A 24,786-nucleotide genomic window follows, 5' to 3' on the forward strand; every position below is an offset into this window, starting at 1 on the left:
TTCGAGGGCCACGGGTCCAGGATCGAGACGGTGCTCTCGGACAACGGGCGCGAGTTCTGCGGCAGGCCGGACCGGCATCCGTACGAGCTCTTCCTGCAACTGGAGGGCATCGAACACCGCACCACCAAGGTGCGCAGGCCGCAGAGCAACGGCTTCGTGGAACGGCTGCACAGGACGCTGTTGGACGAGCATTTCCGCATCAAGGGCCGTCAGAAGTGGTACGAATCGGTGGAAGAGATGCAGGCCGACCTGGATGAGTACTGCGCGGCTACAACCACGAGCGCTCGCACCAGGGCCGGAACATGAACGGCAGGACGCCGAACCAGGCCTTCCTGGACGGCCTGCCCAAGCCGGAGAAGGGCAAGGAAAAGGCGGCCGAGGCGGCTGCCTAGAATCACCCCGCCAGGGGCGGCAGTGTCAGGTGAATACTATCTCTGTACACTCTGTACATGCTGACCAATTTTACGCGACAACTCCAGAAAACTCGGAAGGATTTCTATCTGTTGCAGCGTTTTGCAGCCTCTTGGCTCATTCTTTTTTTTGCTTTATGTAATTTATATGAGATGCTTCCGTTTTGTTCATGGCTGAGCTGCACAAGCATTTCTATTCCTGGGAAATTGTCTCTGAATTCGATGTTTAGATATCTTTTGTAGGCACCATATTTTTTAAATAGGTACAGCCCGTACTCTACAATTTTAGTGAAATTATTGTTAACTTCCGTGTCCTTTGATGAAAGTTCGATAATTTTTCTAAATGTGTGCAGCAACATGTTGCTGAAATAGTGATCTCCAAAAAGTGTTTTTTTGTGGATCATGCTCAATTTATAAAAAGTTTCGGCGCACTCTAGCCAGTTGATGTAGTCTTCGATTGTAAATTTTCTACGAGTTGCAGAGCCTTGCCTATGCACTGCATAGTAAACAATCTCATCGGTGCACATCATTTTTTCTATATGGAAAAACAATTGAGCCAAAAAATATGTATCTTCGCTTGTTTTTATCCCTGCTTTGTAGTGGATGCCATTGTCTCGTAGTAGCCTAAGGGGCAGTAGCCATGTTGTGTGCTTTACAAGGTAGTCGAGGTGACGCAGCTTATCTTTTGGTGTAAATGGATGTTGTTTCACGTCGTTTGGGAAATTTTCTATGCCAACGATATGCCCTTCTGGGGTGATGTCTACGCGTCTTCCCTTGATAATCGCGTTGTGTTTTGTGTATAATGTCGCTTTTTTTTCAAGAGATCCTTCAGGAATAAAATCATCCGGATCTATAAAACATATTGTCTTACCTTTAGCTGTGCATATTCCAGCATTTCGCGCTGCGCCTGCACCTTGATTTTTATCAAAGTTTATAATCTTTACACGTCTATCTGTGGCAGAATAACTTTCGAGTATACTCAAGCTGTTATCGGTGGACGCGTCGTTTACGCATATTACCTCGATGTCTTTAAGGCTTTGCGTCAAAATGCTTTCAAAGCATCTTTGTAAATATTGTGCAACGTTATAAACAGGCACTACAATAGACATAAAGATCGAATCAGGATTTGTCATCAGTATGCCTTCTCAGTATTAGTGATATCAGTCGTCGAGTATTTTGTCTTGGTGCATGGTTTTGAAGCTTCCACAATAGTTTCAAAAACACGTCGACAGCTGAGCGCATCATGGTAGACAAAAGTATTTTCAACTCGATCCGAATACGGGTGTTGCATCTGACCATCAACTTCAAGAGCCTTTTCTAAATGTAAAAATAGTGTGCTCCTATCTAGGCAAACAGGACCGAATCCCATTTTGTTATAGTTAAAATACCCACTAGACCACATCTGGCTTTTAACGAAGTGGTCACGATTTTCAAACTGATAGTATATGACTGATTTGCACATATAAGCCATATCAAATGCCACTGAGGAAAAGTCCGTGATCATGATTTTGCTTTTGCGCATGGTGTCACTCAGGGAGCCGTAGCGCTTGGAAAACTTTTTCACAAATGAAGGAAACGGCATTTCTTCAAGGTAATCAGCAAAGCCTGGGTGGGAGAAAAAGATTACCTCGTATCCGTAGCGCGTAAGTAGATTTTTCAAGCGTGGATCTTCGAGAACATCCTTCCATATCGCTACATAGTCAGAAGATTGGAAGTTTGGATTTTTTTCACGACGTTGTCCCTTGCCATCCCATTTGCCGACCAGGTTTGCACGCCATGTTGGCATGATGAGAAGAATGTTTTCTTTCTTGCATGGCTCAAGCAGGTGGTCGTAACGGGGTTGTCCCGTTACACGGTGCTCTTTTTCTGTAATTATGTAAGGTGAGCCTTCCCCGCTGATGGATCGAGCCTCGTCAGGGGTTGTGCTGAAAAATATATCACATGGGACGGTGTTTAACCATGGAGACATATCGTTTTGGATAACGCCGTGGGCCAAGCAAATGAATTGAGGCCTTGAAAAATCACAGAAGTATTGTTCCTCAAGTGGGGCAAAAATGTAGCGATCCCTCTGGCTGGAAATCAGTTTGCGGCATGTGAGGAATAGCGCCCCATGTTCCATGCTGCCATGGGCGATGAGGCGGAATCCCTCTCTCTGAAGACGTTCCCAGTCATGGGAGTCATTGTTGAGAACGAACCATGCATTCACTTCCGGGTGATTCTGCTTGATCCAGCGATATAGATGCTCGGCATTGTCGTCAGCTTCTGTGTCTCTATCAATGAATACCCAAGCGTCTTTGAATTTTTTTTGGATGACCGGAGAAGTCGCAAGGCGGCGCAGAGCGCGAACGTCGGGCGGGAAGTTCGAATCATCAAGAGGTGTTGGCGTAAAGGCCGCGCGGATTTCCGGCCCGGTGTGGCGCAATGAGGTCTCCTGCCCGGCAACAAGAAGGCGCAGTTGTTGATCCGCGTCGGGAGGTAGCGCGAGCCAGAGGATGCGTTCGAAAATGGTAAAATTTTTGTCCACGTGCACCGTGCGGTTTTTGGCATATGCTGGTGCTTGTTCGTCCTGCCCCCAAAGGATGACCTCCTTTGGGGGTGTGTCACAGAACTCATAACGGACCCGTACCAATTCGCCTTCCGTGTCAAACTTGTCGATCGCAAGTTCCTGACTCCATCCCTTGGTCTGGACAGTGCGGTACTGGAATTCACGTATGATCTGGGCAAGCAGAGCTTGGGAGTCGGCAAGGCGTTGGATGGCCGATGGAGCGTTGCTGGCCAGGATATGATGCAGGCGGTATATCCCAGGGTAGCGAAGCGGATTTTTTTTATTTTCTAGGCAGCGCTGAAAGACAGCATGCTTTTTAGCGACGTGAGTCATCTGTCCGATCACTTTACGCGCGTCCTGCTCGGTGCTCTTGCCTTCGTTTATTTGCATCAGCAGGTGGGCTGGATAGGTCAGCAGGTACTCGTTGAAGAACATGTCCGCGAGCGCTGTTTGGTTCCGTTCAGTAGCTTCGTTGTAAAATATGTCGCAACTGGTGAAATAGTTGCCGTAGTGCTCAGGGGTGTACACTGTTGTGGAGAGGGAATCGGCGCGTTTGATCCAGTAATAAACGACATCATCGATCCAGACTACTCGGTTGAGGCGGAAAAAGAGTTGAACGAGCATATAAATATCGTCGCCCGTGCGCAGGCCTTCACCATGCAGGATTTTATTTTTCTGCAGGAGACTGGTGGGCCAAAGCCATGTCCAGTGAGCACAAAGAAACGGATTGACGCCAACGCGGGGGGCGACCTCAGCCGGGGAGAACGTTTCCGGCAGTCCGGATGGCCTGGTTTCCATGTTGCGTATTGTGCCATCGTCCGTGATCTCGTGGTGGCAGGCGCGAACCACGGCGCGGTGTCTCTTGTAGGCGCTATAGCGCACCTCAAGCGAATTTTCCGGCAGCAAGTCGTCTGGATCTGCAAAGCAGAGGGTTTGTCCCCGAGCCGCTAGGATGCCGACGTTGCACGCTCCGCCGCAGCCCCGATTGTTCGGCAGCTTGATAATTTTGAAGCGCGAATCCTTAGCGGCAATCTTCTCCAGTATCGCGACACTATCGTCAGTGGAGGCGTCATCAATCAGAAGCACTTCAAAATTTTTGAGCGTCTGACCTTGCAGGCAGGCGCAGAAACGGGGAAGCCATTTCTGGGTGTTATACACGGGGACGACAATAGATATTGCGATCATGGTTTTCCTTGCAGTGATTTGGCTTACTTCATGATTTGGCACGCCACTCGGTCGCGTGAGAAAATCACAGGAGGTGAGCGTTTTTGGTTTTGAATGTTGTTGTGCAAAATATATGCCATAATAAGGTTGCCTTTGCGGGAGGCGAATATTGTATAGCACGCTGAGGAAGGTTGTGAATTGGTCAGCGGCGCCTTTTGCAAAGGATAGACGGCAGTAGTGAGTCAGTCAAATCTATGACATTTTGTGGTCCTTGCAGAATAACCTGCCCTGTTGTGAGGTTGATGCTCGCCCCAAACCTCAGTCAGTAGTTCAGTTCGCAGCTGTGGAGCAGGATAACTTGAGGGCCAGCCTGCAATGTTCAGGATGTCAGCCAATCGGAGGATGATAGAAGACGTTTGGAGAGGGTGTTTGAATCAGGTAGGGAAACTCATTTTTGTGTGCGCCAAAAGGCAAAGAAAAAGGGCTGCAGGTGGCTGCAGCCCTTTGTCGTCGGTGGTGCCGAAGGGGAGAGTCGAACTCCCACGCGGTAACCCGCACTAGACCCTGAACCTAGCGTGTCTACCAATTCCACCACTTCGGCAACAGGAAGTGAGTGTTTATCCCCCTGGCTTGGGATTGGCAAGCACTTTTTTGCAGATTTATTTTTAGCTTTTATTATAATGCTTTGAATGCGCAAATTTGGCCCTCGGCAGCGGCCCTTGTCCGGGAGGCGGATTTGGGGTAGCTAAGCCCCCTGTTCGGAAAGCGCAGGAGAGTAGGAAACTAGGGATATGATCGTTGTCCGCGACCTTGAGGAATTGCGGGGGACCCTGAGCGGTTCCTGCGTGACCATCGGCAACTTCGACGGTGTGCACAAGGGCCACCAGAAGCTCTTGGCGCGCACCCGCGAAAAAGCCGTGGCCTCGGGATCCGAAGCCGTGGCCGTGACCTTCGACCCGCATCCCCTGCAGGTCCTGGCCCCGGACCACGCCCCGCCCTTCATCACCCTCATCGACCAGAAACTGGAACTCATCGGCCGCATGGGCATCGAGCTCTGCGTGGTCCTGGCCTTCAGCCGCGAGATGGCGGCCCTGTCGCCCGAGGAGTTCGTGCAGCGCTATCTGCTGGACGGGCTCTGTATGCGCCAGATGGTCATCGGCTACGACTACGCCTTCGGCAAGGGCCGCGCGGGCAACTACGAGCTGCTCAAGGCTCTGGGTGCGAAGCTCGGTTTCAGCGTGGAGCGCGTTGGCCCGCACATGTTCGAGGGCGCGGTGGTCAGCTCCACGCGCATCCGCGACATGGTGCGCGCCGGGCAGGTCTGGGAGGCGCGGCCGCTGCTCGGGCGCTTCTATACGGTCAGGGGCCGCATCCTGCACGGGGCGGACAGGGGCGGCAGGCTCCTGGGCTTCCCCACGGCCAACCTCAAGCTGGTGGACGAGCTGTTCCCGGCCCTTGGCGTGTACGCGGTCTGGGCCACCCTGGACGGGCGGACCATGCCCGCCGTGGCCAACATCGGCTACAATCCGACCTTCGGCAACGACGCCCTGTCCGTGGAGGTGCACATCATGGACTTCGCGGGCGACATATACGGCCGGGACCTGCGCGTGCAGTTCGTGCAGCGTCTGCGCTCGGAAAAGAAATTCAACGGAGTCGACGAACTGCGCGCGCAGATCGCCCGGGACATCGAGCTGGCCAGGACCATTTTGGCCTCGTCTCAGGCCCAGGCCTGACGCCGCGCAAAACGATTGTCATCATGCCCATCCTTTCCTACATCCGACGTTTGACCCACAGCGTGTCCATGCGCGACCTGACCCTGGGTGTGCTGGTGGGTATCCTTTCCGGTTTGGCCGCCGTGGCGTTTTTCAGCGGCGTGGAATACTTCAAGTTCCTGTTCATCCACAAGTTCGCGGGCCTGACCCTGCCCGGCCCGGCTGGCGAGGAGATCTTCCGCGGCCCGGCTGGGGCGGTGCTGCGGCCCTGGCTGATCCCGCTGATGACCACGGGCGTGGGCCTGGTCACGGGCTGGTTGGTGGTGCGCTTCATCCCCGAGACCCTCGGCGGCGGCACCGACGGCACCGACGCCATGATCAACGCCTTCCACAACCGGGAGGGCCGCATCCGGCCTCTGGCCGCGCTGATCAAGGGCCTGACCTCCATCCTGACCATCGCCACGGGCGGCAGCGCGGGCCGCGAGGGCCCCATCTCCCAGGTGGGCGCGGCCGTGGGCGCCTGGGTGGCGGACCGCTTCCATTTCACGGCCAAGGAGCGCCGGCTGCTGCTCCTGGCGGGCGCCGCGGGCGGCCTGGGCGCCATCTTTCGCGCACCGCTGGGCGGCGCGCTCACGGCCATCGAGGTCATCTACAAGGAGGACTTCGAGTCCGAGGCCGTGCTGCCCGCGGTCATCTCCTCGGTCATCGCCTACTCCCTGTTCGCCTTCTTCTTCGGCACGGAGCCCATCTTCGGCATCCCGGAGTTCCAGTTCACCAATCCGCTGGAATTGCCCTTTTATCTGGCGCTGGGCGTGTTCTGCTCGCTCACGGGCTGGCTGCACGTGCGCACCTTCGAGTTCGTGAAGTTCAGGGTCTTCGAGCGCATCGCCGCGCGCACCAACGTGATCCTGGCCATGGGCCTGGGCGGCGCGGTCATGGGCGTGATGGGCATGCTCTATCCCCAGGTGCTCACGGGCGGCTACGGATGGGTGGAGCTGGCCATCAAAGGCGATCTGGTGGTGGCCACCATGGCGGGCATCCTGCTGGGCAAGATCCTGGCCACGGCCGTGACCATCGGCTCGGGCATGAGCGGCGGCATGTTCGCCCCGGCCCTGTTCGTGGGCGGCATGAGCGGCGGCATCATGGGCCAGTTGGCGCACAAGCTCTTCCCATCCATCGTGACCCAGCCCGGGGGCTACGTGCTGGTGGGCATGGCCGCGTTCTTCGCCGGGGTGGCCAACGCGCCCATCGGCCCGCTGGTCATGGTCTGCGAACTGACGCGCGGCTACGGGCTGCTGGCCCCGCTGATGCTGGCCAGCGTGGTGGCCATCCTGCTGGGCAAGCGCACGTCCTTGTACGAGCATCAGGTGGAGAACAAGTTCGAGAGCCCGGCGCACATCCAGGACATGACCATCAACGTGCTGGAGAGCCTGACGGTGAAGGACTTCTTTCATCCCGGCCGGGTGACCACCCTGGAGGAAGGCACGACCCTCAAGGCCTTGACGGACATCATCGCCAACACCAACGAGCTGTACTTCCCGGTGCGCAACCAGGAGGGCCGCATTTCCGGCATGGTGGGGGTGGAGGATGTGCGGCGCGTGCTCTTCGAGGACTGCCTCTTCGACCTCGTGGTGGTGCGCGACCTGGCGCGCAAGCCCGTGAGCCTGTTGCCCAAGGATGACCTGTACACCGCGCTGCTCCGGTTCGTGGACACGGACTACGGGCAGATCCCCGTGGTGCACCCCGACGACTCCGACGTGATCCTGGGGCTCATCAACCGCGAGGACGTGTTCCAGGCCTATCGCGAGGCCATCGCCGAGAGCCGGGGGGACGAGGCGGCCTGCCCCCAGCCCTAGCGCGTTGCCTGCGGGCGCATGTTTCAAGGGCCCCCGGCGCGTGCGCGCCGGGGGGCCTTCGCGTTTGTGGGCTGTCAGTCTTTCGGGCCCCAAAGCCGGTTCAGGGCTAGGTCGCGGCCGCTTGCCGAGCGGTAGGCGCGGTAGCGCACGGGGTTGCGGCGGTGGAAGTCCTGGTGATGGTCCTCGGCGGGCCAGAAAGGGCCGGCGGGTTCGATGCGCGTGGCTATGGGCCCGGGCAGCCGGCCCGAGGCCTCGATCTCCGCGAGGGACCGCCGGGCCTGGGCCTCCTGGTCCCGGTCCACGGGGAAGATGGCCGTGCGGTATTGCCCGCCCCGGTCGCAGAACTGGCCCCCGGCGTCCGTGGGGTCCACGTTTTTCCAGAACACGTCCAGCAGTTCGGCGTAGGTCGCGCGCCCGGGGTCGTATTCCACGAGCACGGCCTCCGCGTGGCCCGTGTCGCCCGAGCAGACGTCCTCGTAGGTCGGGTTGTCGGTGCGTCCCCCGGTGTAGCCCGCGACGACGCGCAGGACCCCGGGCCGGGCCTCGAAGGGCCCCTGCATGCACCAGAAGCAGCCTCCGGCGAATATGGCCCGCGCTTGGCGCGGGCTGGAGCCGCCCGACTCGGGCGGCGCGGTGTCTGTGGTCATGGCATGTTCCTCCCGGCGTACCGCCCTGGCCCCGGCCAGGGCGCTCGCCTGTGCATACCATATCATATAGGTCGGATTTTGTGGAAGCCAAGGCCCCGGCCGGGCCGGAACGGGAAGGGTTCGCCAAAGGGCACGGAAGGGACAAAAAAGGGCTTGCCAATCCCCCGCCGAAACGCTAACAAATCTCCCTCGCCGGGCCGAGGTAGCTCAGTTGGTAGAGCAGGGGACTGAAAATCCCCGTGTCGGCAGTTCAATTCTGTCCCTCGGCACCAGGAATTTCAAGGGCTTACGGAAACACTCCGTAAGCCCTTTTTCGTCCCCTGTTTTTAGTCCATCCATTGTCCAAGAGCAGAGGCCAGATATCCACGACAGGGCGTCCAGAGTCTGTGCGATGTGCCGAATCTGGTCCTCGAAGGTAAACACAGCCATGCGGCTGGAGAATTGCTTGGCTTCGGTGATGGGGGCAGGATGTCAAATCCGCTGTAGCAAGGGCCCGGGAGCCCAGGCCAGGGCGAAGCCCCGGCGGGTCGAACGCCCGCCGAGGCTTTGATCGCTGCTGGCGGGAGGCTGCCGAATCAAACGCATCCCGCACCTGAAAGTATCATGCTGAAATCTTGATATACCCGCAATTGTACTCCAAAACACACGGCTCTACCCTCTCCCTTTTTACATGGTCAACGCGTTGGCTGCTCCCGTTGCGGCTTCTGCATATAAAAAGATTATATGCATTATTGTATTCATAATTAGTAACTATCATGGCATTGAGCTGCAAGAATAGTTCGTAAAAGAATATGAATTGCATCGATTCGTATCCGATAGTTTCTTCCTCTTTGCGTAAAATTCAATAACGGCTGCAAATAATTCTTCTGTTCGCATTTGAAAGCCAGGGCTCGAATCAAGATTATACGTGCTTGTTGGTTCTGCAAGGACATCCAGTATGAACACGGGGCCATGCCAACATGGCGAAGGCCCGCTTGATGAGTCGGAAAAGGGGCAAATAGCCCCTCGTTGACGCTCTCTCAAACAGATATTCAATGGCGAGGCTTTATCCAAAGCGGCAACTTCTCCAACAGAAGAGGCAATTTAACTATTTCTGTAACTTACTGTGTGAATCAATCGGTCCTGCGTATTGGTTCTTGACAGTTGTCTTGTTGTCAAGATGCTCTCATGTTGTATTAGCTTGTTCAATAGCGCTGTATCGATTAAAATTTTCCTTTTTTTTCAAAATGTTATAGTAAGATATATTAGCGGTGGAATTTTTACCAGAAAAGGCCTACCCAAGAAAGAGGAATTCTAACCACTACTTGATAAAGCAGATTTCGAAAAATCGCTGAGAGGCCGGAACGAATTTTATCCGACACTGACGGGAGTATCGCAATGCTGAAGAATCTGAAACTTGGCGTGAAAATGGGTCTAGGATTCGGCGTCGTCATAGTGCTCATATGTATAGTCGGATTCGTCGCGTACACGAGCATGTACAATGTACGAGATAGGGTCGAAAAGGCAGACGACGTCAATCGAATAGTCAAGATGCTCCTTGAGACACGAATTGAGGTGAAAAATTTTATTTCCGATCCTGAAGAGAAGTATGCAATCGCCGCGCAAGATGGGCTCGATAGATTGCACCAGACGATAGTCGCGACAAAACAGAAATTTCATACCCAGGTCAATATAGACCAAATGAACGCTGCTGAAGACGCAGTCAAGCAATACTCCGCGGCATTTTCGAAAAGGGTTGATCTGCAAAAGAAGAAAGTGGAGTCCACGGCAGTGGTGCTGCCTGCATACGCAGAGGCCATCAAGCAGATCGAGGCCCTGCTTGACGGCCAGGAGCAGCAGCTCGCCGCCATGCTCCGAGCCACCCCCATCAACCCCGCCAAGGTCAAGGACAAAGTGGCCAAGGCCGACGACGCCAACCAGATCGTCAAGCAATTCCTAAATGTACGCATCGCGGCCAACCAATTCCTCGCCGCGCCGAGCGCCAAGAGGCAGGAGGTGGTAGTCTCCAATCTGGACGAAATCCTCAAGTTGGCCCAGAACCTCAAGACCCGGTTTTCCGATCCCCAGGACATCGCGCAGATCGACGTCGTGTCCGCCAAGGTCGCGCTGTACAGCCAATTTTTCAAGGTTGTCGCCGGGGTGATTGAGGCGCAGTCCAAGGCCGACGGAGCCATGGTGCTTGCGGCCGGGAAGGCCGTCGAGGTTTGCCAGAAGGCCCGCGAACAGCAGAAGGATGAAATGGAGGCGGACATGAACGACGCCAACATGATGATCCTGGCCGGGGCGGGCCTGGCCATCGTGCTGGCCTTGCTGGCCGCCGTGGTCATCACCCGCACCATCACCGGTCCCGTGCGCAAAGGGGTGGCCTTCGCACAGGCCATGGCCGAGGGCGACTTCACCCAGGAGCTGGACGTGAACCAGCGCGACGAGATCGGCGTGTTGGCCGCAGCCCTGAACAGCATGGTCGTCCGGCTGCGGGACATCGTGGGCGACATCAGGAGCGCGGCGGACAATGTGGCCTCGGGCAGCGAACAGTTATCCTCGGCCTCGGAGGAACTGTCCCAGGGCGCCACGGAACAGGCCGCCAGCGTGGAGGAAGTCTCCTCCAGCATGGAGGAAATGGCCGCCAACATCAGGCAGAACGCGGAAAACGCGCAGCAGACCGAAAAGATATCCCTGCAGTCCGCCACCGATGCCGAGGAAGGCGGCAAGGCCGTGAACCACACGGTGCAGGCCATGAAGGAGATCGCGGACAAGATATCCATCATCGAGGAGATCGCCCGCCAGACCAACCTGTTGGCGCTGAACGCGGCCATCGAGGCTGCGCGAGCCGGGGAGCACGGCAAGGGCTTCGCCGTGGTGGCCGCCGAGGTGCGCAAGCTGGCCGAGCGCAGCGGCGCGGCGGCCAACGAAATCAGTGCGCTGTCGGCCTCCAGCGTTGAAGTGGCCGAAAAGGCGGGAGAGATGCTCGGCAAGATGGTGCCGGACATCAAGCGCACCGCCGATCTGGTGCAGGAGATCGCCGCGGCCAGCGCCGAGCAGAATGCCGGGGCCATGCAGATCAACACGGCCATCCAGCAGCTCGACCAAGTCATTCAGCAGAACGCCTCCTCCTCCGAGGAGATGGCCGCCACTTCCGAGGAGCTCTCGGGGCAGGCCGTCCAACTTCAGGAGACCATCTCCTTCTTCAAGGTGCATGCCGGCCAGACCCGGGCGCAGCAGGCTGCGGCGCGATTGCTTGCGGGGGGGGGGCGCAAGGGAACGTCCTCTTCTTCTTCCAAGCAGGCAGCCCAAAAGGTTCAAAAAGAGAGCTCCGCCAACAGCGAAACCTTCGGCACGGACCAGATGGCGGACGGCGTGGTCATTGCCATGGACGACGACGATACGGCCTTTGAGCGCTTCTAGCCGTCTCGGGAGGAGAGCCGAATGAGTGATCAAGCGAAACAGGAAAACAGCCAGTATTTGACCTTCACCCTGGCTGAAGAGGTCTTTGCCCTGGACATTGGAACGGTCCGTGAGGTCCTGGAATACAGGGACATCACGCGCATCCCCCTGATGCCCTCGTTCATGCAGGGGGTCATCAACCTGCGGGGCCACGCCGTGCCGGTCATCGACATGCGCCAGAAGTTCGGCATGCCGGCCTCCGAGCGCACGGTGAACACCTGCGTGATCATCGTGGAGGTCAAGCGCAACGGCGAGTCCGCCGTGTTCGGCGCCCTCGCCGATTCCGTGCGCGAGGTTGTGGACATCGACCACGCGGACATCGAGGCCCCGCCCCTCATGGGCGCGGCCGTGGACGCCCAGTTCCTGCGGGGCATCGGAAAGCTGGAGGGGGACTTTGTCCTGCTTCTGGACATCGGCAAGTCCTTTTCCCTGGATGAACTCACGACAATGTCCGAGGTGCTGGCCGACAGTGCCGACGCGGCCTGAGGAGGATGCCCGGCATGAGCATCCGCATCGCGGGACCGTGCGTCGTGGAAAACGCTTCGGAAGTGGCCGCGGCCCTGCTCCGCGGCCTGGCAGCCGGTGAAACGGAGGTGGACTTCTCCGGCGTCACCGACGCGGACCTGAGCTTTTTTCAAATCATCCACGCCCTGAAGAAGGAGGCGGGCGCGGCGACCCTGTTGCCTTCTCTGCCCGTTGTGTTTGGCGAGGCCGCGCGCTGGTGCGGCCTCGCGGAAATCTTAACCGCAGAAGGGAGCAGCATCCCATGAGCAACACGATCATGACCGTGGACGACTCGGCCAGCGTGCGGCAGATGGTGGCCTTTACCTTGAAAAAGGCGGGCTACGACGTCATTGAGGCCCAGGACGGCAACGACGCCCTGGCCAAACTGGTGCCCGGCGTCAAGCTGATCATCACCGACCTGAACATGCCGAACCTGGACGGCATCGGCCTGATCAAGGGCGTGCGCGCCAAGGCGGGCTTCAAATTCGTGCCCATCGTGATGCTGACCACCGAGTCCCAAAACGAAAAGAAGCAGCAGGGCAAGGCCGCCGGCGCCACGGGCTGGATCATCAAACCCTTCAAGCCCGAGCAGCTTCTGGCCGTGGTCCGCAAGGTCCTGGGCTAGGGCCGCGGAGCCACTCCTATGGATCCCGCAGTACAGACATACCTGGAGGAAGCCGGAGAGGTCCTGATATCCTTGGAGGAGGCCCTGCTCAGCCTGGAGGCCGCGCCGGAGGACATGGAGATCGTCTCCAGCGTGTTCCGCGGCCTGCACACCATCAAGGGCTCCGGGGCCATGTTCGGATTCGAGGAGATCGCCCGCTTCACCCACAACGTGGAGACCGTCTTCGACCGGGTGCGCAACGGCGAGCTGCAGGTCAACAAGGAACTCCTCGGCCTGACCTTCGCGGCCAAGGACCACCTCGCCCGTCTGCTCTCCAGCAGCATGGAGGGCACCTCCGAAGACCGCGAGGCCTCCGACGCGCTGCTCAAGGAGTTCGACAAGTATCTTGTCGGGGGCGCGCAGGCGGCGGTGCAGGCGGAGTGCGTCGAGGGGCCCCAGGACGAACCCGCGACCTTCTGGATCCGCTACCGGCCCCATCCCCAGGCCTTCTTCTCCGGCACCAACCCCCTGAAACTCGTGCAGGAGATGAGCGACCTGGGTACCCTGCACCCCTGCTTCCACGGCGAGGACGTGCCGCTCCTGTCGAAGCTGGATCCCGAGCAGATCTCCTGCTGGTGGGATTTCCTGCTGCACACGGACAAGGGCGAGAACGCCGTGCGCGACGTGTTCATCTTCGTGGACGAGAGCGAGGTGGACATCCGCCGCATCGGCACGGGTCCCTTCAGGAACTCGGACGTGGGCCCCCTGATGGAGCTCTTCGGATCATCCACGGGACAGGACTATGCCAGCGTGTGCGCCGACGTGGCGCGCCTGTTCACCAGCCAGGTGGCCAAACGCGTCCCCAAGGCGGAGCCCTGCCCGCCGAAGGCCGAGGCCGAGGTTCGCGGGGCCGGCAGCGTGCGCGTGGACGCGGAGAAGCTGGACCAGTTCGTGGACATGGTGGGCGAGCTCGTGATCCTGCAGTCGCGGCTGGACCTTGCCGTGCATGGTTTGCACAACCCCGTCCTGGAGCAGGTGGCCGAGGACCTGGAGCGCCTGTCGGATTCCATGCGCGACAACGCCCTGTCCATCCGCATGCTGCCCATGGGCACGGTGTTTCATTCCTTTCGCAGGCTGGTGCGCGACCTGTCCAGTTCCCTGGGCAAGCGCGTGGAGTTCGTCGCCAGGGGCGAAGAGACCAAACTGGACAAGAACATCCTGGACAAGCTCAAGGACCCCTTGATGCACATCCTGCGCAACAGCATGGACCACGGCCTGGAAACGGTCGAGGAGCGCAGGGCCCTGGGCAAGCCCGAAACGGGCACCATCCTGCTGGAGGCCGGGCAGGAAGGGGGCGAGGTGTTCGTCAAGGTCCACGACGACGGCAAGGGCATGGACCCGGAGAGGATCCGCGCCAAGGCCCTGGAGCGGGGCCTGCTCACGGGCGCGGAGGATCTCGCCCCGGAGGAAATCCTGAATCTCGTGTTCGAGCCGGGTTTCTCCACTGCGGACAAGGTTTCCGACGTTTCCGGCCGCGGCGTGGGCATGGACGTGGTCAAGAAAGGCATCGACTCCTTGCGCGGGCACGTGGAGATCCAGAGCAGGCAGGGCGAGGGGACCACCATCGTCATCCGCCTGCCGCTGACGTTGGCCATCATCGACGGGCTGCACGTGCGCGTGCAGGGCGAGACCTACATCATGCCCCTGTCCGTCGTGGAGGTCTGTCTGGAGCGTTTCCTGCGGGCGGATGCCCCCGTGAAATGCTTCGAGACGGTGGACTGGGGGGGGCGTATGGTCCCCTGCGTCAGCCTGCGCCTGCTGCTGGGCGTGCCCGGCGCCCAGCCCGTCTACGAGCAGATCGTGATCGCCGAGGTGGGCGGGGTCCAGGTGGGCCTGGCCGTGGACGAAGTGGTGGGCCGCCAGCAGGTGGTCATCAAGAGCCTGGATAACGTGTTGCGGAACCAGAAATGGGTGTCGGGCACGGCCATCAGCGGCGACGGCAGCATTTCCTTGATTCTGGACGTTTCCCAGCTCGTGCGCCTGGCCGAAAGCCGGTCCCGCGGCGAGAGGCACTGATCCGTGGCAACCGGCGCGGCGTCGGTCCCCGGGCTGAACGCGAGCGCCCTCGTGTCCGCGAGGGGCGTCGTTTCCCTGGCCCGGGGCCGGGCCCATCGTCGGCGGGAGAGATAGATGCATTCCGAGCGCGCTTTGCAGACCCCGGGTCGCGAAATCCAAGAATTCAGGAACGTCCTGGATTCCTGCGCCACGCGCCTGCGCCGGGCCCTGGCCGACAGCGAGGGTGTTTTCCAAAAAATGGGCAGCGCGGTCATCGATTTCTTCGGCCGCACCCAAGCCTTCTCCGAAGCGGCCCAGGCGCTGGCGGCCGCCATGTCCGAGGGGGAGCTGGAGGAGATGACCGATGATCTGGCGGCCGACGCCAGACGGGTCACGGAGTCCTTCTGCCGGGACCTGTCGTCCGGCTGCGTGGAAGGGCTGGGGGGCGTGCCAGCCCTCGTGGCGGACATCCACGCCCACGCCGAAATATTCCGACGCATTGTCAAGCAGCTCCAGATGCTCGGCGTGGCCACCAGGATCGAGAGCGTTCGCCTGGGGTCCCGCAGCCTGGAGTTCCAGACCCTGGCCGACGACGTGGAGCTGCTGGCCGTGCGCATCGTGGACGATTCCAAGGCCATCACGACGTCGGGAGAGGCTCTTTGCACCGTGATGGCGAAGTTCAAGCAAGAGGCGCAGAGCGCCAGCACGGTGCAGCAGGAATGCGCGGAAACCATCTCGGGCGAGTTGGAGCGCAACCTCGAGGCCTTGCGGGTGATGCACGAGGCCTTCAGGGCTGCCTCCAGGGGCCTGGCCAAGCAAGGCGGGGACCTGGCCGAGAACATGTCGGAGATCGTGGCCTCCATCCAGTCCCACGACATCGTGCGCCAGCAGGTGGAGCATGTGGCCGAGGTGCTGGAGGAGACCGTGGCCGAGGTGGACGCCCAGGCCGGGGCCAGAGACTCGGCCGGGGAGATGCTCGTCTGGGTGCTGGAAGTATGCACGCTGGAGTCGGCCCAACTGGAGCAGTCCCGGACGGGATTCCATGCGGCCATGGAGGAAATCGCGGCGAGGATGACCCGCATGGCCGGAGGCGTGGCCGACTCCGTGCGGACCATGAGCGGAGGCGGCGGCGAGGCGGATGTCGGCGGAGACGGGGCCTGCGGCGAGGCGGAAATCGTCGCGGCCGTGCGCCGGGGCACGGACAGGATTCTCGCGTCTCTGGGGCGCTACGGGGCCCTGACGGCGTCCCTGGGCGCGGACATTGAGTCCCTGGCCGCGACCCTGGAAGATATTTCCAAGAATCTTGAGAGCATCGAGGATATCAGCTCGGAGATCGAACTCATCGCCCTGAATGCCAGCGTCAAGTCGGCGCGTGTGGGCGAAGAGGCCAGGGCCCTGAGCGTGGTGGCCGAATCCATTCAAAAGCTTTCCATGGTGGCCCAGGATTGCAAGGAAATGTTCACCGGCCACATGGGAGATCTGGGCCGGGTGATCGGGGAGATGCGGGATATGGCCGCCGGCGCCCTGGACCGGGAGAGGGTCGACGCCTTCGCCGAGAGCCAGGGGGCGATATTGCGGCGGCTGGACGCCTTTTATGCGGAGAGGCAGCACGCCGAGGCGGAAATTCACGGCCAGGGCGTCGCCCTGGCCCAAGCCCTGACCGACTTCGGCGCGGGCCTGGATATCCACCACACCCTGTGCCCACAGTTCAAGGACGCGGAAGAGAAGCTGCTGGAAGTGCAGGCGGAGGCCCGCCGCATGGCCGAGCGGCAGGGGCTCGCCGTGGGGCACAGATCCGAAAAGCTGGAGGAATTGTTGGGCCATTACACGATGGATGCCGAGCGAATGGTACATCAACAATTCACGGCTCAAGAGGGCGCGGAAAGCGGCGGAGCTTTTGTGGCCGAGCAAGACGGCGAATGGGATAACATAGAACTGTTTTGATGCGCATGTCTTGATTCAACTGGAAATGTCAACAACGCTATTTGTTCGCGGCAAATTGACAAAATATAAATATGTATAATGTGGCAAAACTTAGCGACAATCAATTCTTTGATTTGTCCAAAGCGATAACGAATGTTTGCGGGATAAACCTCCCGTACAGTAAAAAGACGATGATTGAATCACGTCTTCAAAAACGGATCAGGACATTATCCATGTCCTCATTCGACGATTATATACAGCATGCCTTTGGGAGCAATAATTTCGAATCCGAAATCGTTCATATAATCGATGCGATCACAACCAATACAACGACCTTTTTCAGGGAAAGCCAGCATTTTTCGTTTCTCGGAGAAGAATTCAAGACAGCCGTCTGCAACGCAAACAAGAAAACGAAAGTCTGGCGCATCTGGAGCGCCGGCTGTTCAACCGGTGAGGAGCCCTATTCCCTCGCCATCTCTCTGGAACAATCATTTTCCGACCAGCGATGGTTTCAATATTCCATCGTGGCGACCGACATCTCCGTGGGCGTACTGCAAAAAGCGGCGGCCGGGATCTATCCCGAAGAGAGAGTGGAGGATGTCCCCAAGCATGTTCTGGTGCGGTATTTCATGCGCAGCAAGGACAAATCCAAGGCCCTTGTCAGGGTCGTCCCTGAAATCAGGGAAAGAATCGAATTCAGGGTGTTGAACTTCATGTCCGGGCGATGGGACTGCATCGACGAGCAGGATGTCATTTTCTGTCGCAATGTGCTGATCTATTTCACAAAGAAAACACAGCAGGAAGTTTTGAGCAAAATGTGCGGCAAGCTTTCACCCGGCGGATTTCTTTTTATTGGCCACTCCGAGAGCCTTTCGTGCATGCGCCTTCCGCTCGTCCAGGTGAGGCCGACCATATACAGAAAGGTGGACGCCTCGTGGTGACACGCATGAAGAACATGATCAACGTGCTCGTCGTTGACGATTCCGCCCTGGTCAGGAAAACGCTGCAGGACATATTGGAATCTGACTCCGGAATACGTGTCATGGAAACGGCGTCCGACCCCTACGTCGCTGTGAGCAAAATGCGCTCCGCCCGTCCCGACGTCATCGTTCTGGACGTGGAGATGCCGAAGATGGACGGCATAACGTTCCTGCGCAAGATCATGTCCCAGCACCCTATCCCGGTGGTCATCTGCTCGACCCTCGCGGAAGAGGGCTCCCAATCCTATTTCAAGGCCCTGGAGGCCGGGGCCGTGGACATCATCCAAAAGCCCAGGGTGGGGACCAAGCAGTTTTTGGAGGAGTCGCGCATACGCATCTGCGACGCCGTGAAGTCCGCCGCCCAGGTGGACCTGCGCAAGATCCGGCTCGTTTCCTCCCTGAAGGTCGAGCCCAAGCTCACGGCCGACGCGGTGCTGGAGGCCGCGCGCCCGACACGCTCCGCGGCCCTGCACACCACGGAGAAGATCGTGGCGGTGGGCGCGTCAACCGGAGGCACCGAGGCCCTGCGCGTGTTCCTGGAGCGCTTTCCCGTGGACTGCCCAGCCATGGCCATCGTGCAGCATATGCCCGAGATGTTTACCAAGACCTTTGCCGAGCGACTCAACGGGCTCTGTCGCATCACCGTGCGCGAGGCCCAGGACGGCGACACCATGCTCCGGGGGCAGGCCCTCATCGCCCCGGGCAGCAAGCATATGCTCCTCAAGCGCAGCGGGGCCCGGTATTTCGTGGAGGTCCGCGAGGGGCCGCTGGTCAGGCGTCACCGGCCCTCGGTGGATGTGCTGTTTCGCTCCGTGGCACGGTACGCCGGGCCCAACGCCGTGGGCGTCATCATGACCGGCATGGGGGATGACGGCGCGATGGGCATGCTGGAGATGAAAAACGCGGGAGCCTTCACCCTGGCCCAGGACGAGGCTTCCAGCGTGGTGTTCGGCATGCCCCACGAGGCCATCGCCAAGGGGGGGGTCCACAAGGTGGCCACGCTGACGGCCCTGCCCACGGAAGTGCTCAGGGCTGCGGCCACGGGAGCCATCGGGGCGGTGGAGGAATCTCACCCAGCGGGCCGGCGGGGGTAAGGCATGACGGTTGGTAATTGCGCCAGAGAACGCTTCCCGAGACCGGGGCGTACGATGCTGGGCATGAACCAGGGCGGGCTGTACGGAGGCGGAGCCACGGTGGGCACGGTCCTCGGATCATGCATCGGCATGACCTTCCACTACCGCCCCCTGGGTATCGGCGGCATGTTCCACGCCCAGTTTCCCTCGGCCATGGGCAATTCGACCCGGTGTCTGTCCAGGTGGGCCTTTGTGGATGAGGCCCTCCAGCTGATGCTTTCCCGGTTCAGGGCCCTGGACATCCCCCAGCGAAGACTTGAAGTCAAAATCTTCGGCGGGGCCTCCAGGGACAACAACGCATTTTCCGTGGCTCAGCGCAACATCGACACGGCCTTTCGCGTCACAAGAGAAGAAAAACTTGTGCTCGTTGCCAGCAGCGTCGGAGGAAGCAAAGGGAGAAAGATACTCTTCGACACGCTGTCGGGAAAAACGTCCCTTTCGTTCTTGTAGTCGCAGCCACGGCGCGCATCGACGCACCAGCGGCAATCCATTCGCAAGTCAATCCGCCGCCGCCCGCGTCCGCCGCGATGCGGGCCTTGAGGCCCATGCCGCGAATCGTGGTGACGATGGTGGTTCCTTTTCCGACCCCGGTGGAAGGAGTGCGGGACCGGGAAGTTCACGCGGGTGCGTTCGCGCCCATGATCCCGCGCCCCGCGTCGCGGGCGTCGGCCGCACCTGGAACCAGGACCAGCGCCAGGGGCAGGCGCGCGGAAAACCCCGCCCGGACGCGCCGGATATTGGCTGGCCGGCCCGTGGAGGAGACGAAACCCGCTGCTGTTCGTCATAAGGCATACGCTCCACTCTATCCATTTGGTCCCATTCTCAACCTCGCGCCTCCCCGCCCTCTCTGTTTCATGCCGGTCGATGATGCAAGGCAGCAACGATCCGTGCGCCGGTGCAACACATGCGCCTGTAATTGTAAGTATACCACGGCGGAAGGGTATTCTTGCGCAAGGGCGTATTGCACGGGTGCAACAGTACGTGAGAATTTGAACGTGCAAATTGGCGCAAGCCCGCAAAGAATCGACCTGGCCCGCAGTTTTTCCACTTATTTCAAAAAGATATGATCTCATTGGCCTTGGCGTCCTTCTTGCCCAATGGGGTGTCAGGTCTTTGAGAAGGAGTTTTCTTGTTTAAAATTTCCCATGGAGAAGGCCGGAATAACGCATTTCCACTTTGGAAGTACACAATTTGAAACACATGTAATGCAATATTGTATAACAAGCATTATAAAACAACACAAAAACTGCTTATTTATCGGCTCAAGGAGCAAAATACGGCAAGACGGCCTCTGTGTGTTCGGGCAATTAGATAGACAAGCTCTTGCGCGATCTTTGAGATAGTAATTCCTGCTTATCGTCAACACACACTTACATGGAGTACTGCAGATGAAAAGGGCATTCGTTCTACTCGTGATTGCAACATTCCTGTTGAGTTCTGCCTCGGCCTTCGCGGCTGGATACAAAAAGACCGTGATCATGGCCGCCACCGCCAACCCCACGGGCAGCCTGCATGCCGTGGCGCTGGAAAAGTTCAAGGAAATCGTTGGAAAAGAGTCCGGTGGGGACATCACGGTCAACCTGTTTCTGGGCGGATCAATGGGCAGCGAGCAGGCCAACGTGAAGCAGCTTCGCACCGGCGAGATCCACGTGGCCGTGCTGGCCGACGGAAACCTGACCCCCTTCGCCCCGGCCGCGACCATCGCCATCCTTCCCTACCTCTTCCCCACCATCAACGATGCCTACAACCTGCTCGGTAACCAGGAATTCGTGGCCGAACTGGGCGACACCGTGGCCAAGCAGAGCCAGACGCGCCCCCTGTGCTGGCTCATCGGCGGCTACCGGGTGCTGACCAACTCCAAGAAGAGCATCACCAAGATCGACGACCTGCAGGGCCTCAAAATCTGCGTTTCTAAGGTCCGCATCCAGCTCGATTCCTTCCGCGCCTGGGGCGTGGAGCCGCATCCCCAGGCCTGGTCCGAGACGTTCAACGCCCTGCAGCAGGGCGTGGCCGACGGCCAGGAGAGCCCCCATTCCATCAACCAGGACCAGAAGTTCTGGGAAGTCCAGAAGTACGTCACCGACCTGCACTACATGCTCTGGGTCGGCCCGCTGCTCGTCTCCGACAAGTGGTTCCAGGCGCTGCCGGACAACTCCAAGGCCCTGATCCAGACGGCCGCGCTCAAGGCCTGCTACCACGAGTGGAAGTGGGTGGCCGAGCAAAACCAGAAGGCCCTGGACAACTGCCTCGCCCACGGCATGACCTTCGAGAAGCTCACCGACGAGAAGATCTGGATGGAGAAGGCCCGCGCCCTGTGGCCCCAGTACTACGAGGCCGTCGGCGGCAAGGAGAGGGTCGACAAGGCCCTGAAGATCATGGGCCAGAACTAAGGTTTGGCTGAAACGGGCGGGTAACCCCCGCCCGTAAATTTTTATCAGCATCGAGCAAGAACATGGTAAAAAAGCTTGTCGCCAATTTCGAAGAAAACGTGTGCATCCTTTTCCTCGGAACCATGGTGTTCGCCCTCACCCTGCAGGTCTTCATGCGCTTCGTCCTCAGCTCGTCCCTGGCCTGGACCGAGGAGCTCTCCCGCTACAGCTTCATCTGGTCGGTGTACATGGGCGGCGTTTTGGCCGTGAAGCACAGCCAGCACGTCAGGATCACCGCCCAGTTCCTGGTCCTGCCCCCCCAAGGCCAGGGTCGGCGTGCGCATCTTCACCGACCTCTTGTGGATGGCGGCCAACTTCTTCATCGCCTACCAGTCCGTCCTGGCCCTGGAGGGCGCCTTCGCCTTTCCCGAGGTCTCCCCGACTCTGGGCGTGGTCAAGGGGTACGTGGAGGCCATGCTTCCGTTCAGCTTCCTGCTGATGAACCTGCGATTGGGCATGAACTACTGGTCCCTGATCAGGAACAACAGCCTCATGGATCTGGCCGACATCGATGGAGGTGAAGCCTAATGTCCACCCTGGCGGTCACCATCATCGTCCTCATCGGCTGTTTCTTCATAGGCATGCCGATCTTCATGTCCCTGATCATCGCCGCGGTCGAGCCATCTCCACCTGCGGCTATCTGCCCCTGTCCATCATCCACAACTCCCTGTTCGACGGGGTGAACATCTTCCCGCTTTTGGCCATACCCTGCTTCGTCATCGCCGGAACGCTCATGGAGCACGGCAACATCACCAAGCAGATCATCGGCGTGGTCAAGCAACTGGTGGGCCGCTTGCCCGGCGGGCTGGGCATCACCACCATCCTGGCTGCTCCTTCTTCGCCGCCATTTCCGGCTCCGGCCCGGGGACCGTGGCGGCCATCGGAACGCTGATGATCCCGTCCATGATCCGCAGCGGCTACACCTCGTCCTACGCGGCCGCCGCGGCCTCGTCGGGCGGCACCATCGGCATCCTGCTTCCGCCCAGCAACCCCATGATCATCTTCGCCATCCTGGCCAACGTCTCGGTGACCGCAATGTTCACCGTGGGCATCATGCCCGGGCTGCTGGTGGCCGTGTGCATGACCGCCATGGCCATGATCAAGGCCAAGATGGAAGGCGTGACCGTGGACCAGGAGCAGCCGCCCTTCGGCCTCAAGGTCTTCGTGCGCAGCCTGGGCAAGGGCTGCTGCGCCCTGTGCATGCCGTTCATCATCCTGGGGTCCATCTACACCGGCATGGCCACCCCGGTGGTGGCCGTCGTCTGGGCGCTGTTCGTGGGCTTCGTGGTCAACAAGGCCCTGCCGAATTCCGGCAGGGCCTTTTTCGTGTCGTGTTCCTTGCGCCGGCCGACGCGGGTCACAGGTGCCGGGCGATCATGACCACGGCGCTGATGGTGGAGAGCAGGAAGACGGCCGGGCGTGTGCAGCGCCTGTCGAACAGCGGGGAGACCCGGAAGGAGAGCACGTAACCCAACGCCACCCCGGGCGCGAGGAACGCGGCCAGCTGGACTTCCCGTAGCCCGAGGCGGCCCACGGCCATCAGGGCGGCCACGGACATGACCACGGAGATGAGCCCGACGCAGGACAGGGTCCCGCGCAGCTCGGGCCCGGGCCTGTCCTGCAGGGCCAGGGCCAGGGGCGGCATGTTCACCCCGCTCAGGGTGCCCATGAACCCGCCCATGAGGCCAGCGGAGAACAGGACCTTCCGGGTGGGCCGGACGCGCAGGCCCAGAAGGCTCAGGGCCACACCCAGGACGATGAGCACCCCGAACAGGAGCGCGGTCTCGCGCTGGGGCAGTCGGGCCACCAGCAGGGCCGCCAGCCCGGTGCCGAGGACGTAGCCTCCCAGGCTTCGCTTCACGTTCAGCACGCCGATGGCGTTGCGCTCGCGCACGATGATCAGCGCGGTGACCACCCCCACCAGCAGGATGATGGGGCCCGGGAAAAAGGCCGGGTCGATCATGAACAGGAAGGGGCCGATGAGCAGGGCTAGGCCGAATCCGGCCAGGCCGTTGCCGAAGGCCCCGGCCACCACTATCAGGAACGCCAGCAGGCAGTCGAGAGGGGGAATTCCGAGATCGAACATCAGGCACCAACCAGAAGCTGAGGATGACGAGTGGCGGTTGTTGGGAGCCGCCGAACCGAGGCCGGCATGGTGAACGCGATTCCAGGGGCCGCCGGGGCCCGAGTCGCCCGGCGGGTTATCCTGACGATTTCGCGCCAAACAAGCAATCCGAATGCCACCCGGGGCCCGCCCCGGAGGCGACGCCTGGCCGCCGAAGCGGGCCCGCGCCGCATCCGGAGCTTTCCGGATGCATGGCGCGTCGGAATTATTAAATTTATTCAATAAGTATAGGATTTTTAGATGCCAGTTTGTGCGCCGGGAAGCTGTTGCGCCGTTGCACACCGCCCCGGAAAACAAGGCTCCGGAATCCCGTTTTTCGGGCTGTTCGTCCATCCCCGCGCGGGAGGCCGGAGGGGGGGCGCCTGTGCAATGGTGCGTGCCGCGTTGGGCGGGCCTTCCCGGCGGCCGGGAGTTGCGCGCAGGCGGGGAACCGGGCGCAAGACCCTTCCCGCCCCCTCGGGCACCGTTTTTGCCTGGCTGGACCCTGCGGGCGGGGATTCGCTCTCAAGAATACACTGTAATCATTAACAAATTTTCTTTTTACGCCACACAAGGAGCCAGGAATGCAGATCATTGACCCCAATACGCAGGCGACCATCGACGGATTCACCAACAGCAGCATGTTCAAGGGCATGTTCGAGAGCATCGACACGAGCCGCATGAAGGCCCAGGTCGTTCCCGAGATCGTGGAGGATTTGAAAAAGCACGGCGTGGTCAAGGCGGTCATCACCGGCCGCGACTGTGAGTCCACGTATGACGCGGCTTCCAACAACGTGGGGGGCATGGAGTGCGTCCACGATTACCCGGGCATCTTCCTCGTCGAACACGCCGTGCTCCACCAGCTCCAGGACCGACTTGCCGAGGATGTCCTGGTGCATGAACCCGGTCAGCTCCTCATGCTTGCGGTTCACGTGCAGCATGGTCCCGTGCTGGTCGGAGATGGCGATGGCTTCCCCGAAGGAATCCAGGAGGTCGTCGAAATGGTTCCGCAATGTTTTCGTGGACAGGAGGGTGTAGGCCCTGGGTGATCGGGGGGTAAGTGGTTGAGGCTCGGGTGACCAGGTTCAATGGGCCGGCGAAAAGGAAGCACCCCGGGAAGATCGTCAAAGGCAGGAAAACGGTAGTGGCGGGGCGGTGAAAAGTCAAAGCGGCCCCGACTGTGGCGGCAAACGCCCCGGGAATCGTTTCATGGGGGCGAATGGCCCGGCATGTCTGGGCCGAGCGTCTTTCCGCGCTGTTGGTTTGGTGGGAATAA

The 24,786-nt window shown here is 59.7% G+C and carries 18 protein-coding genes, 2 tRNA genes and 3 pseudogenes; 17 read left to right on the plus strand and 6 right to left on the minus strand.

Annotated features, from left to right (window positions below):
* Nucleotides 1-392, plus strand: a pseudogene (locus ACYYG1_RS15550) (integrase core domain-containing protein); the annotation flags it as partial.
* A 104-nt stretch (nt 393-496) separates the two neighbouring features.
* Here ACYYG1_RS15550 and ACYYG1_RS15555 read toward each other — a convergent pair.
* The 3 genes from ACYYG1_RS15555 to ACYYG1_RS15565 all read right to left on the minus strand — a co-directional run bounded on the left by ACYYG1_RS15555 (nt 497) and on the right by ACYYG1_RS15565 (nt 4,720).
* Nucleotides 497-1,543 (minus strand): glycosyltransferase family 2 protein, encoded by a 1,047-nt coding sequence (locus tag ACYYG1_RS15555; protein WP_461211254.1) that lies wholly within the window; start codon nt 1,541-1,543, stop codon nt 497-499.
* On the minus strand, nt 1,543-4,140 hold the full coding sequence (locus tag ACYYG1_RS15560; RefSeq protein WP_461211255.1) for a bifunctional glycosyltransferase/CDP-glycerol:glycerophosphate glycerophosphotransferase: 2,598 nt from the start codon (nt 4,138-4,140) through the stop codon (nt 1,543-1,545). The genes ACYYG1_RS15555 and ACYYG1_RS15560 overlap by 1 nt, the downstream gene beginning before the upstream one ends.
* Nucleotides 4,141-4,633: 493 nt before the next feature.
* Nucleotides 4,634-4,720 (minus strand) — tRNA-Leu (locus ACYYG1_RS15565).
* A gap of 190 nt (nt 4,721-4,910) precedes the next feature.
* Here ACYYG1_RS15565 and ACYYG1_RS15570 point away from each other — a divergent pair.
* Nucleotides 4,911-5,852, plus strand: a complete 942-nt coding sequence (locus ACYYG1_RS15570; RefSeq protein ID WP_461211256.1) for a bifunctional riboflavin kinase/FAD synthetase — start codon at nt 4,911-4,913, stop codon at nt 5,850-5,852.
* A gap of 23 nt (nt 5,853-5,875) precedes the next feature.
* Nucleotides 5,876-7,687 (plus strand): chloride channel protein, encoded by a 1,812-nt coding sequence (locus ACYYG1_RS15575; protein WP_461211257.1) that lies wholly within the window; start codon nt 5,876-5,878, stop codon nt 7,685-7,687.
* Between the two features lie 74 nt (nt 7,688-7,761).
* Here the strand turns inward: ACYYG1_RS15575 and msrA are convergent, their stop codons facing one another.
* The gene (gene msrA, locus ACYYG1_RS15580) at nt 7,762-8,334 is read right to left on the minus strand and encodes a peptide-methionine (S)-S-oxide reductase MsrA (protein ID WP_461211258.1); all 573 of its coding nucleotides are present in this window, start codon (nt 8,332-8,334) and stop codon (nt 7,762-7,764) included.
* Nucleotides 8,335-8,530: 196 nt separating this feature from the next.
* Here msrA and ACYYG1_RS15585 point away from each other — a divergent pair.
* From ACYYG1_RS15585 to ACYYG1_RS15650, 14 genes and pseudogenes are all read left to right on the plus strand, one after another.
* A tRNA-Phe gene (locus ACYYG1_RS15585) sits at nt 8,531-8,606 on the plus strand.
* Between the two features lie 1,105 nt (nt 8,607-9,711).
* Nucleotides 9,712-11,739 carry a HAMP domain-containing methyl-accepting chemotaxis protein gene (locus tag ACYYG1_RS15590; protein WP_461211259.1) on the plus strand — a complete coding sequence of 676 codons (2,028 nt, stop codon included), beginning with the start codon at nt 9,712-9,714 and terminating at the stop codon, nt 11,737-11,739.
* A 21-nt stretch (nt 11,740-11,760) separates the two neighbouring features.
* Nucleotides 11,761-12,264, plus strand: coding sequence for a chemotaxis protein CheW (locus ACYYG1_RS15595; protein WP_461211260.1), 504 nt, complete (start codon nt 11,761-11,763; stop codon nt 12,262-12,264).
* Nucleotides 12,265-12,278: 14 nt separating this feature from the next.
* On the plus strand, nt 12,279-12,548 hold the full coding sequence (locus ACYYG1_RS15600; protein ID WP_461211261.1) for an STAS domain-containing protein: 270 nt from the start codon (nt 12,279-12,281) through the stop codon (nt 12,546-12,548).
* Nucleotides 12,545-12,907: a response regulator gene (locus ACYYG1_RS15605; protein ID WP_461211262.1), complete on the plus strand. Its 363-nt coding sequence runs from the start codon at nt 12,545-12,547 to the stop codon at nt 12,905-12,907. Before ACYYG1_RS15600 ends, ACYYG1_RS15605 begins: the two co-directional genes overlap by 4 nt.
* An 18-nt stretch (nt 12,908-12,925) precedes the next feature.
* Nucleotides 12,926-14,962 (plus strand): chemotaxis protein CheA, encoded by a 2,037-nt coding sequence (locus ACYYG1_RS15610; RefSeq protein ID WP_461211263.1) that lies wholly within the window; start codon nt 12,926-12,928, stop codon nt 14,960-14,962.
* A 114-nt stretch (nt 14,963-15,076) separates the two neighbouring features.
* Nucleotides 15,077-16,885 (plus strand): methyl-accepting chemotaxis protein, encoded by a 1,809-nt coding sequence (locus ACYYG1_RS15615; protein ID WP_461211264.1) that lies wholly within the window; start codon nt 15,077-15,079, stop codon nt 16,883-16,885.
* A gap of 71 nt (nt 16,886-16,956) precedes the next feature.
* Nucleotides 16,957-17,805 (plus strand): CheR family methyltransferase, encoded by an 849-nt coding sequence (locus ACYYG1_RS15620; RefSeq protein WP_461211265.1) that lies wholly within the window; start codon nt 16,957-16,959, stop codon nt 17,803-17,805.
* A 5-nt stretch (nt 17,806-17,810) separates the two neighbouring features.
* Nucleotides 17,811-18,938, plus strand: coding sequence for a protein-glutamate methylesterase/protein-glutamine glutaminase (locus ACYYG1_RS15625; RefSeq protein ID WP_461211266.1), 1,128 nt, complete (start codon nt 17,811-17,813; stop codon nt 18,936-18,938).
* A gap of 129 nt (nt 18,939-19,067) precedes the next feature.
* On the plus strand, nt 19,068-19,427 hold the full coding sequence (locus ACYYG1_RS15630; RefSeq protein WP_461211267.1) for a chemotaxis protein CheD: 360 nt from the start codon (nt 19,068-19,070) through the stop codon (nt 19,425-19,427).
* A gap of 938 nt (nt 19,428-20,365) precedes the next feature.
* Nucleotides 20,366-21,367, plus strand: coding sequence for a TRAP transporter substrate-binding protein (locus ACYYG1_RS15635; protein WP_461211268.1), 1,002 nt, complete (start codon nt 20,366-20,368; stop codon nt 21,365-21,367).
* A gap of 152 nt (nt 21,368-21,519) precedes the next feature.
* A pseudogene (locus ACYYG1_RS15640) lies at nt 21,520-21,597 on the plus strand (TRAP transporter small permease); the annotation flags it as partial.
* Nucleotides 21,598-21,682: 85 nt separating this feature from the next.
* Nucleotides 21,683-21,934, plus strand: coding sequence for a hypothetical protein (locus tag ACYYG1_RS15645; RefSeq protein WP_461211269.1), 252 nt, complete (start codon nt 21,683-21,685; stop codon nt 21,932-21,934).
* A pseudogene (locus ACYYG1_RS15650) lies at nt 21,918-22,786 on the plus strand (TRAP transporter large permease subunit). Before ACYYG1_RS15645 ends, ACYYG1_RS15650 begins: the two are co-directional and overlap by 17 nt.
* On the opposite strand, the gene ACYYG1_RS15655 reads toward ACYYG1_RS15650, so the two are convergent.
* Both ACYYG1_RS15655 and ACYYG1_RS15660 read right to left on the minus strand, forming a co-directional pair.
* Complete coding sequence (locus ACYYG1_RS15655) at nt 22,764-23,492, minus strand: sulfite exporter TauE/SafE family protein (RefSeq protein ID WP_461211270.1); 729 nt, start codon at nt 23,490-23,492, stop codon at nt 22,764-22,766. The pseudogene ACYYG1_RS15650 and the gene ACYYG1_RS15655 overlap by 23 nt on opposite strands.
* Before the next feature lie 563 nt (nt 23,493-24,055).
* Entirely contained in the window at nt 24,056-24,523 is a 468-nt protein-coding gene (locus ACYYG1_RS15660; protein WP_461211271.1) for a PAS domain S-box protein, read from the minus strand.
* Between the last annotated feature and the right edge of the window lie 263 nt (nt 24,524-24,786).

This window comes from Desulfocurvus sp. DL1XJH-121, from assembly GCF_054819825.1.

Coding starts and splice junctions, on each gene's coding strand:
- ACYYG1_RS15555 (WP_461211254.1), bottom strand. CDS start 1,543: ATGACAAATCCTGATTCGATCTTTATGTCTATTGTAGTGCCTGTTTAT.
- ACYYG1_RS15560 (WP_461211255.1), bottom strand. CDS start 4,140: ATGATCGCAATATCTATTGTCGTCCCCGTGTATAACACCCAGAAATGG.
- ACYYG1_RS15570 (WP_461211256.1), top strand. CDS start 4,911: ATGATCGTTGTCCGCGACCTTGAGGAATTGCGGGGGACCCTGAGCGGT.
- ACYYG1_RS15575 (WP_461211257.1), top strand. CDS start 5,876: ATGCCCATCCTTTCCTACATCCGACGTTTGACCCACAGCGTGTCCATG.
- msrA (WP_461211258.1), bottom strand. CDS start 8,334: ATGACCACAGACACCGCGCCGCCCGAGTCGGGCGGCTCCAGCCCGCGC.
- ACYYG1_RS15590 (WP_461211259.1), top strand. CDS start 9,712: ATGCTGAAGAATCTGAAACTTGGCGTGAAAATGGGTCTAGGATTCGGC.
- ACYYG1_RS15595 (WP_461211260.1), top strand. CDS start 11,761: ATGAGTGATCAAGCGAAACAGGAAAACAGCCAGTATTTGACCTTCACC.
- ACYYG1_RS15600 (WP_461211261.1), top strand. CDS start 12,279: ATGAGCATCCGCATCGCGGGACCGTGCGTCGTGGAAAACGCTTCGGAA.
- ACYYG1_RS15605 (WP_461211262.1), top strand. CDS start 12,545: ATGAGCAACACGATCATGACCGTGGACGACTCGGCCAGCGTGCGGCAG.
- ACYYG1_RS15610 (WP_461211263.1), top strand. CDS start 12,926: ATGGATCCCGCAGTACAGACATACCTGGAGGAAGCCGGAGAGGTCCTG.
- ACYYG1_RS15615 (WP_461211264.1), top strand. CDS start 15,077: ATGCATTCCGAGCGCGCTTTGCAGACCCCGGGTCGCGAAATCCAAGAA.
- ACYYG1_RS15620 (WP_461211265.1), top strand. CDS start 16,957: ATGTATAATGTGGCAAAACTTAGCGACAATCAATTCTTTGATTTGTCC.
- ACYYG1_RS15625 (WP_461211266.1), top strand. CDS start 17,811: ATGAAGAACATGATCAACGTGCTCGTCGTTGACGATTCCGCCCTGGTC.
- ACYYG1_RS15630 (WP_461211267.1), top strand. CDS start 19,068: ATGACCTTCCACTACCGCCCCCTGGGTATCGGCGGCATGTTCCACGCC.
- ACYYG1_RS15635 (WP_461211268.1), top strand. CDS start 20,366: ATGAAAAGGGCATTCGTTCTACTCGTGATTGCAACATTCCTGTTGAGT.
- ACYYG1_RS15655 (WP_461211270.1), bottom strand. CDS start 23,492: ATGTTCGATCTCGGAATTCCCCCTCTCGACTGCCTGCTGGCGTTCCTG.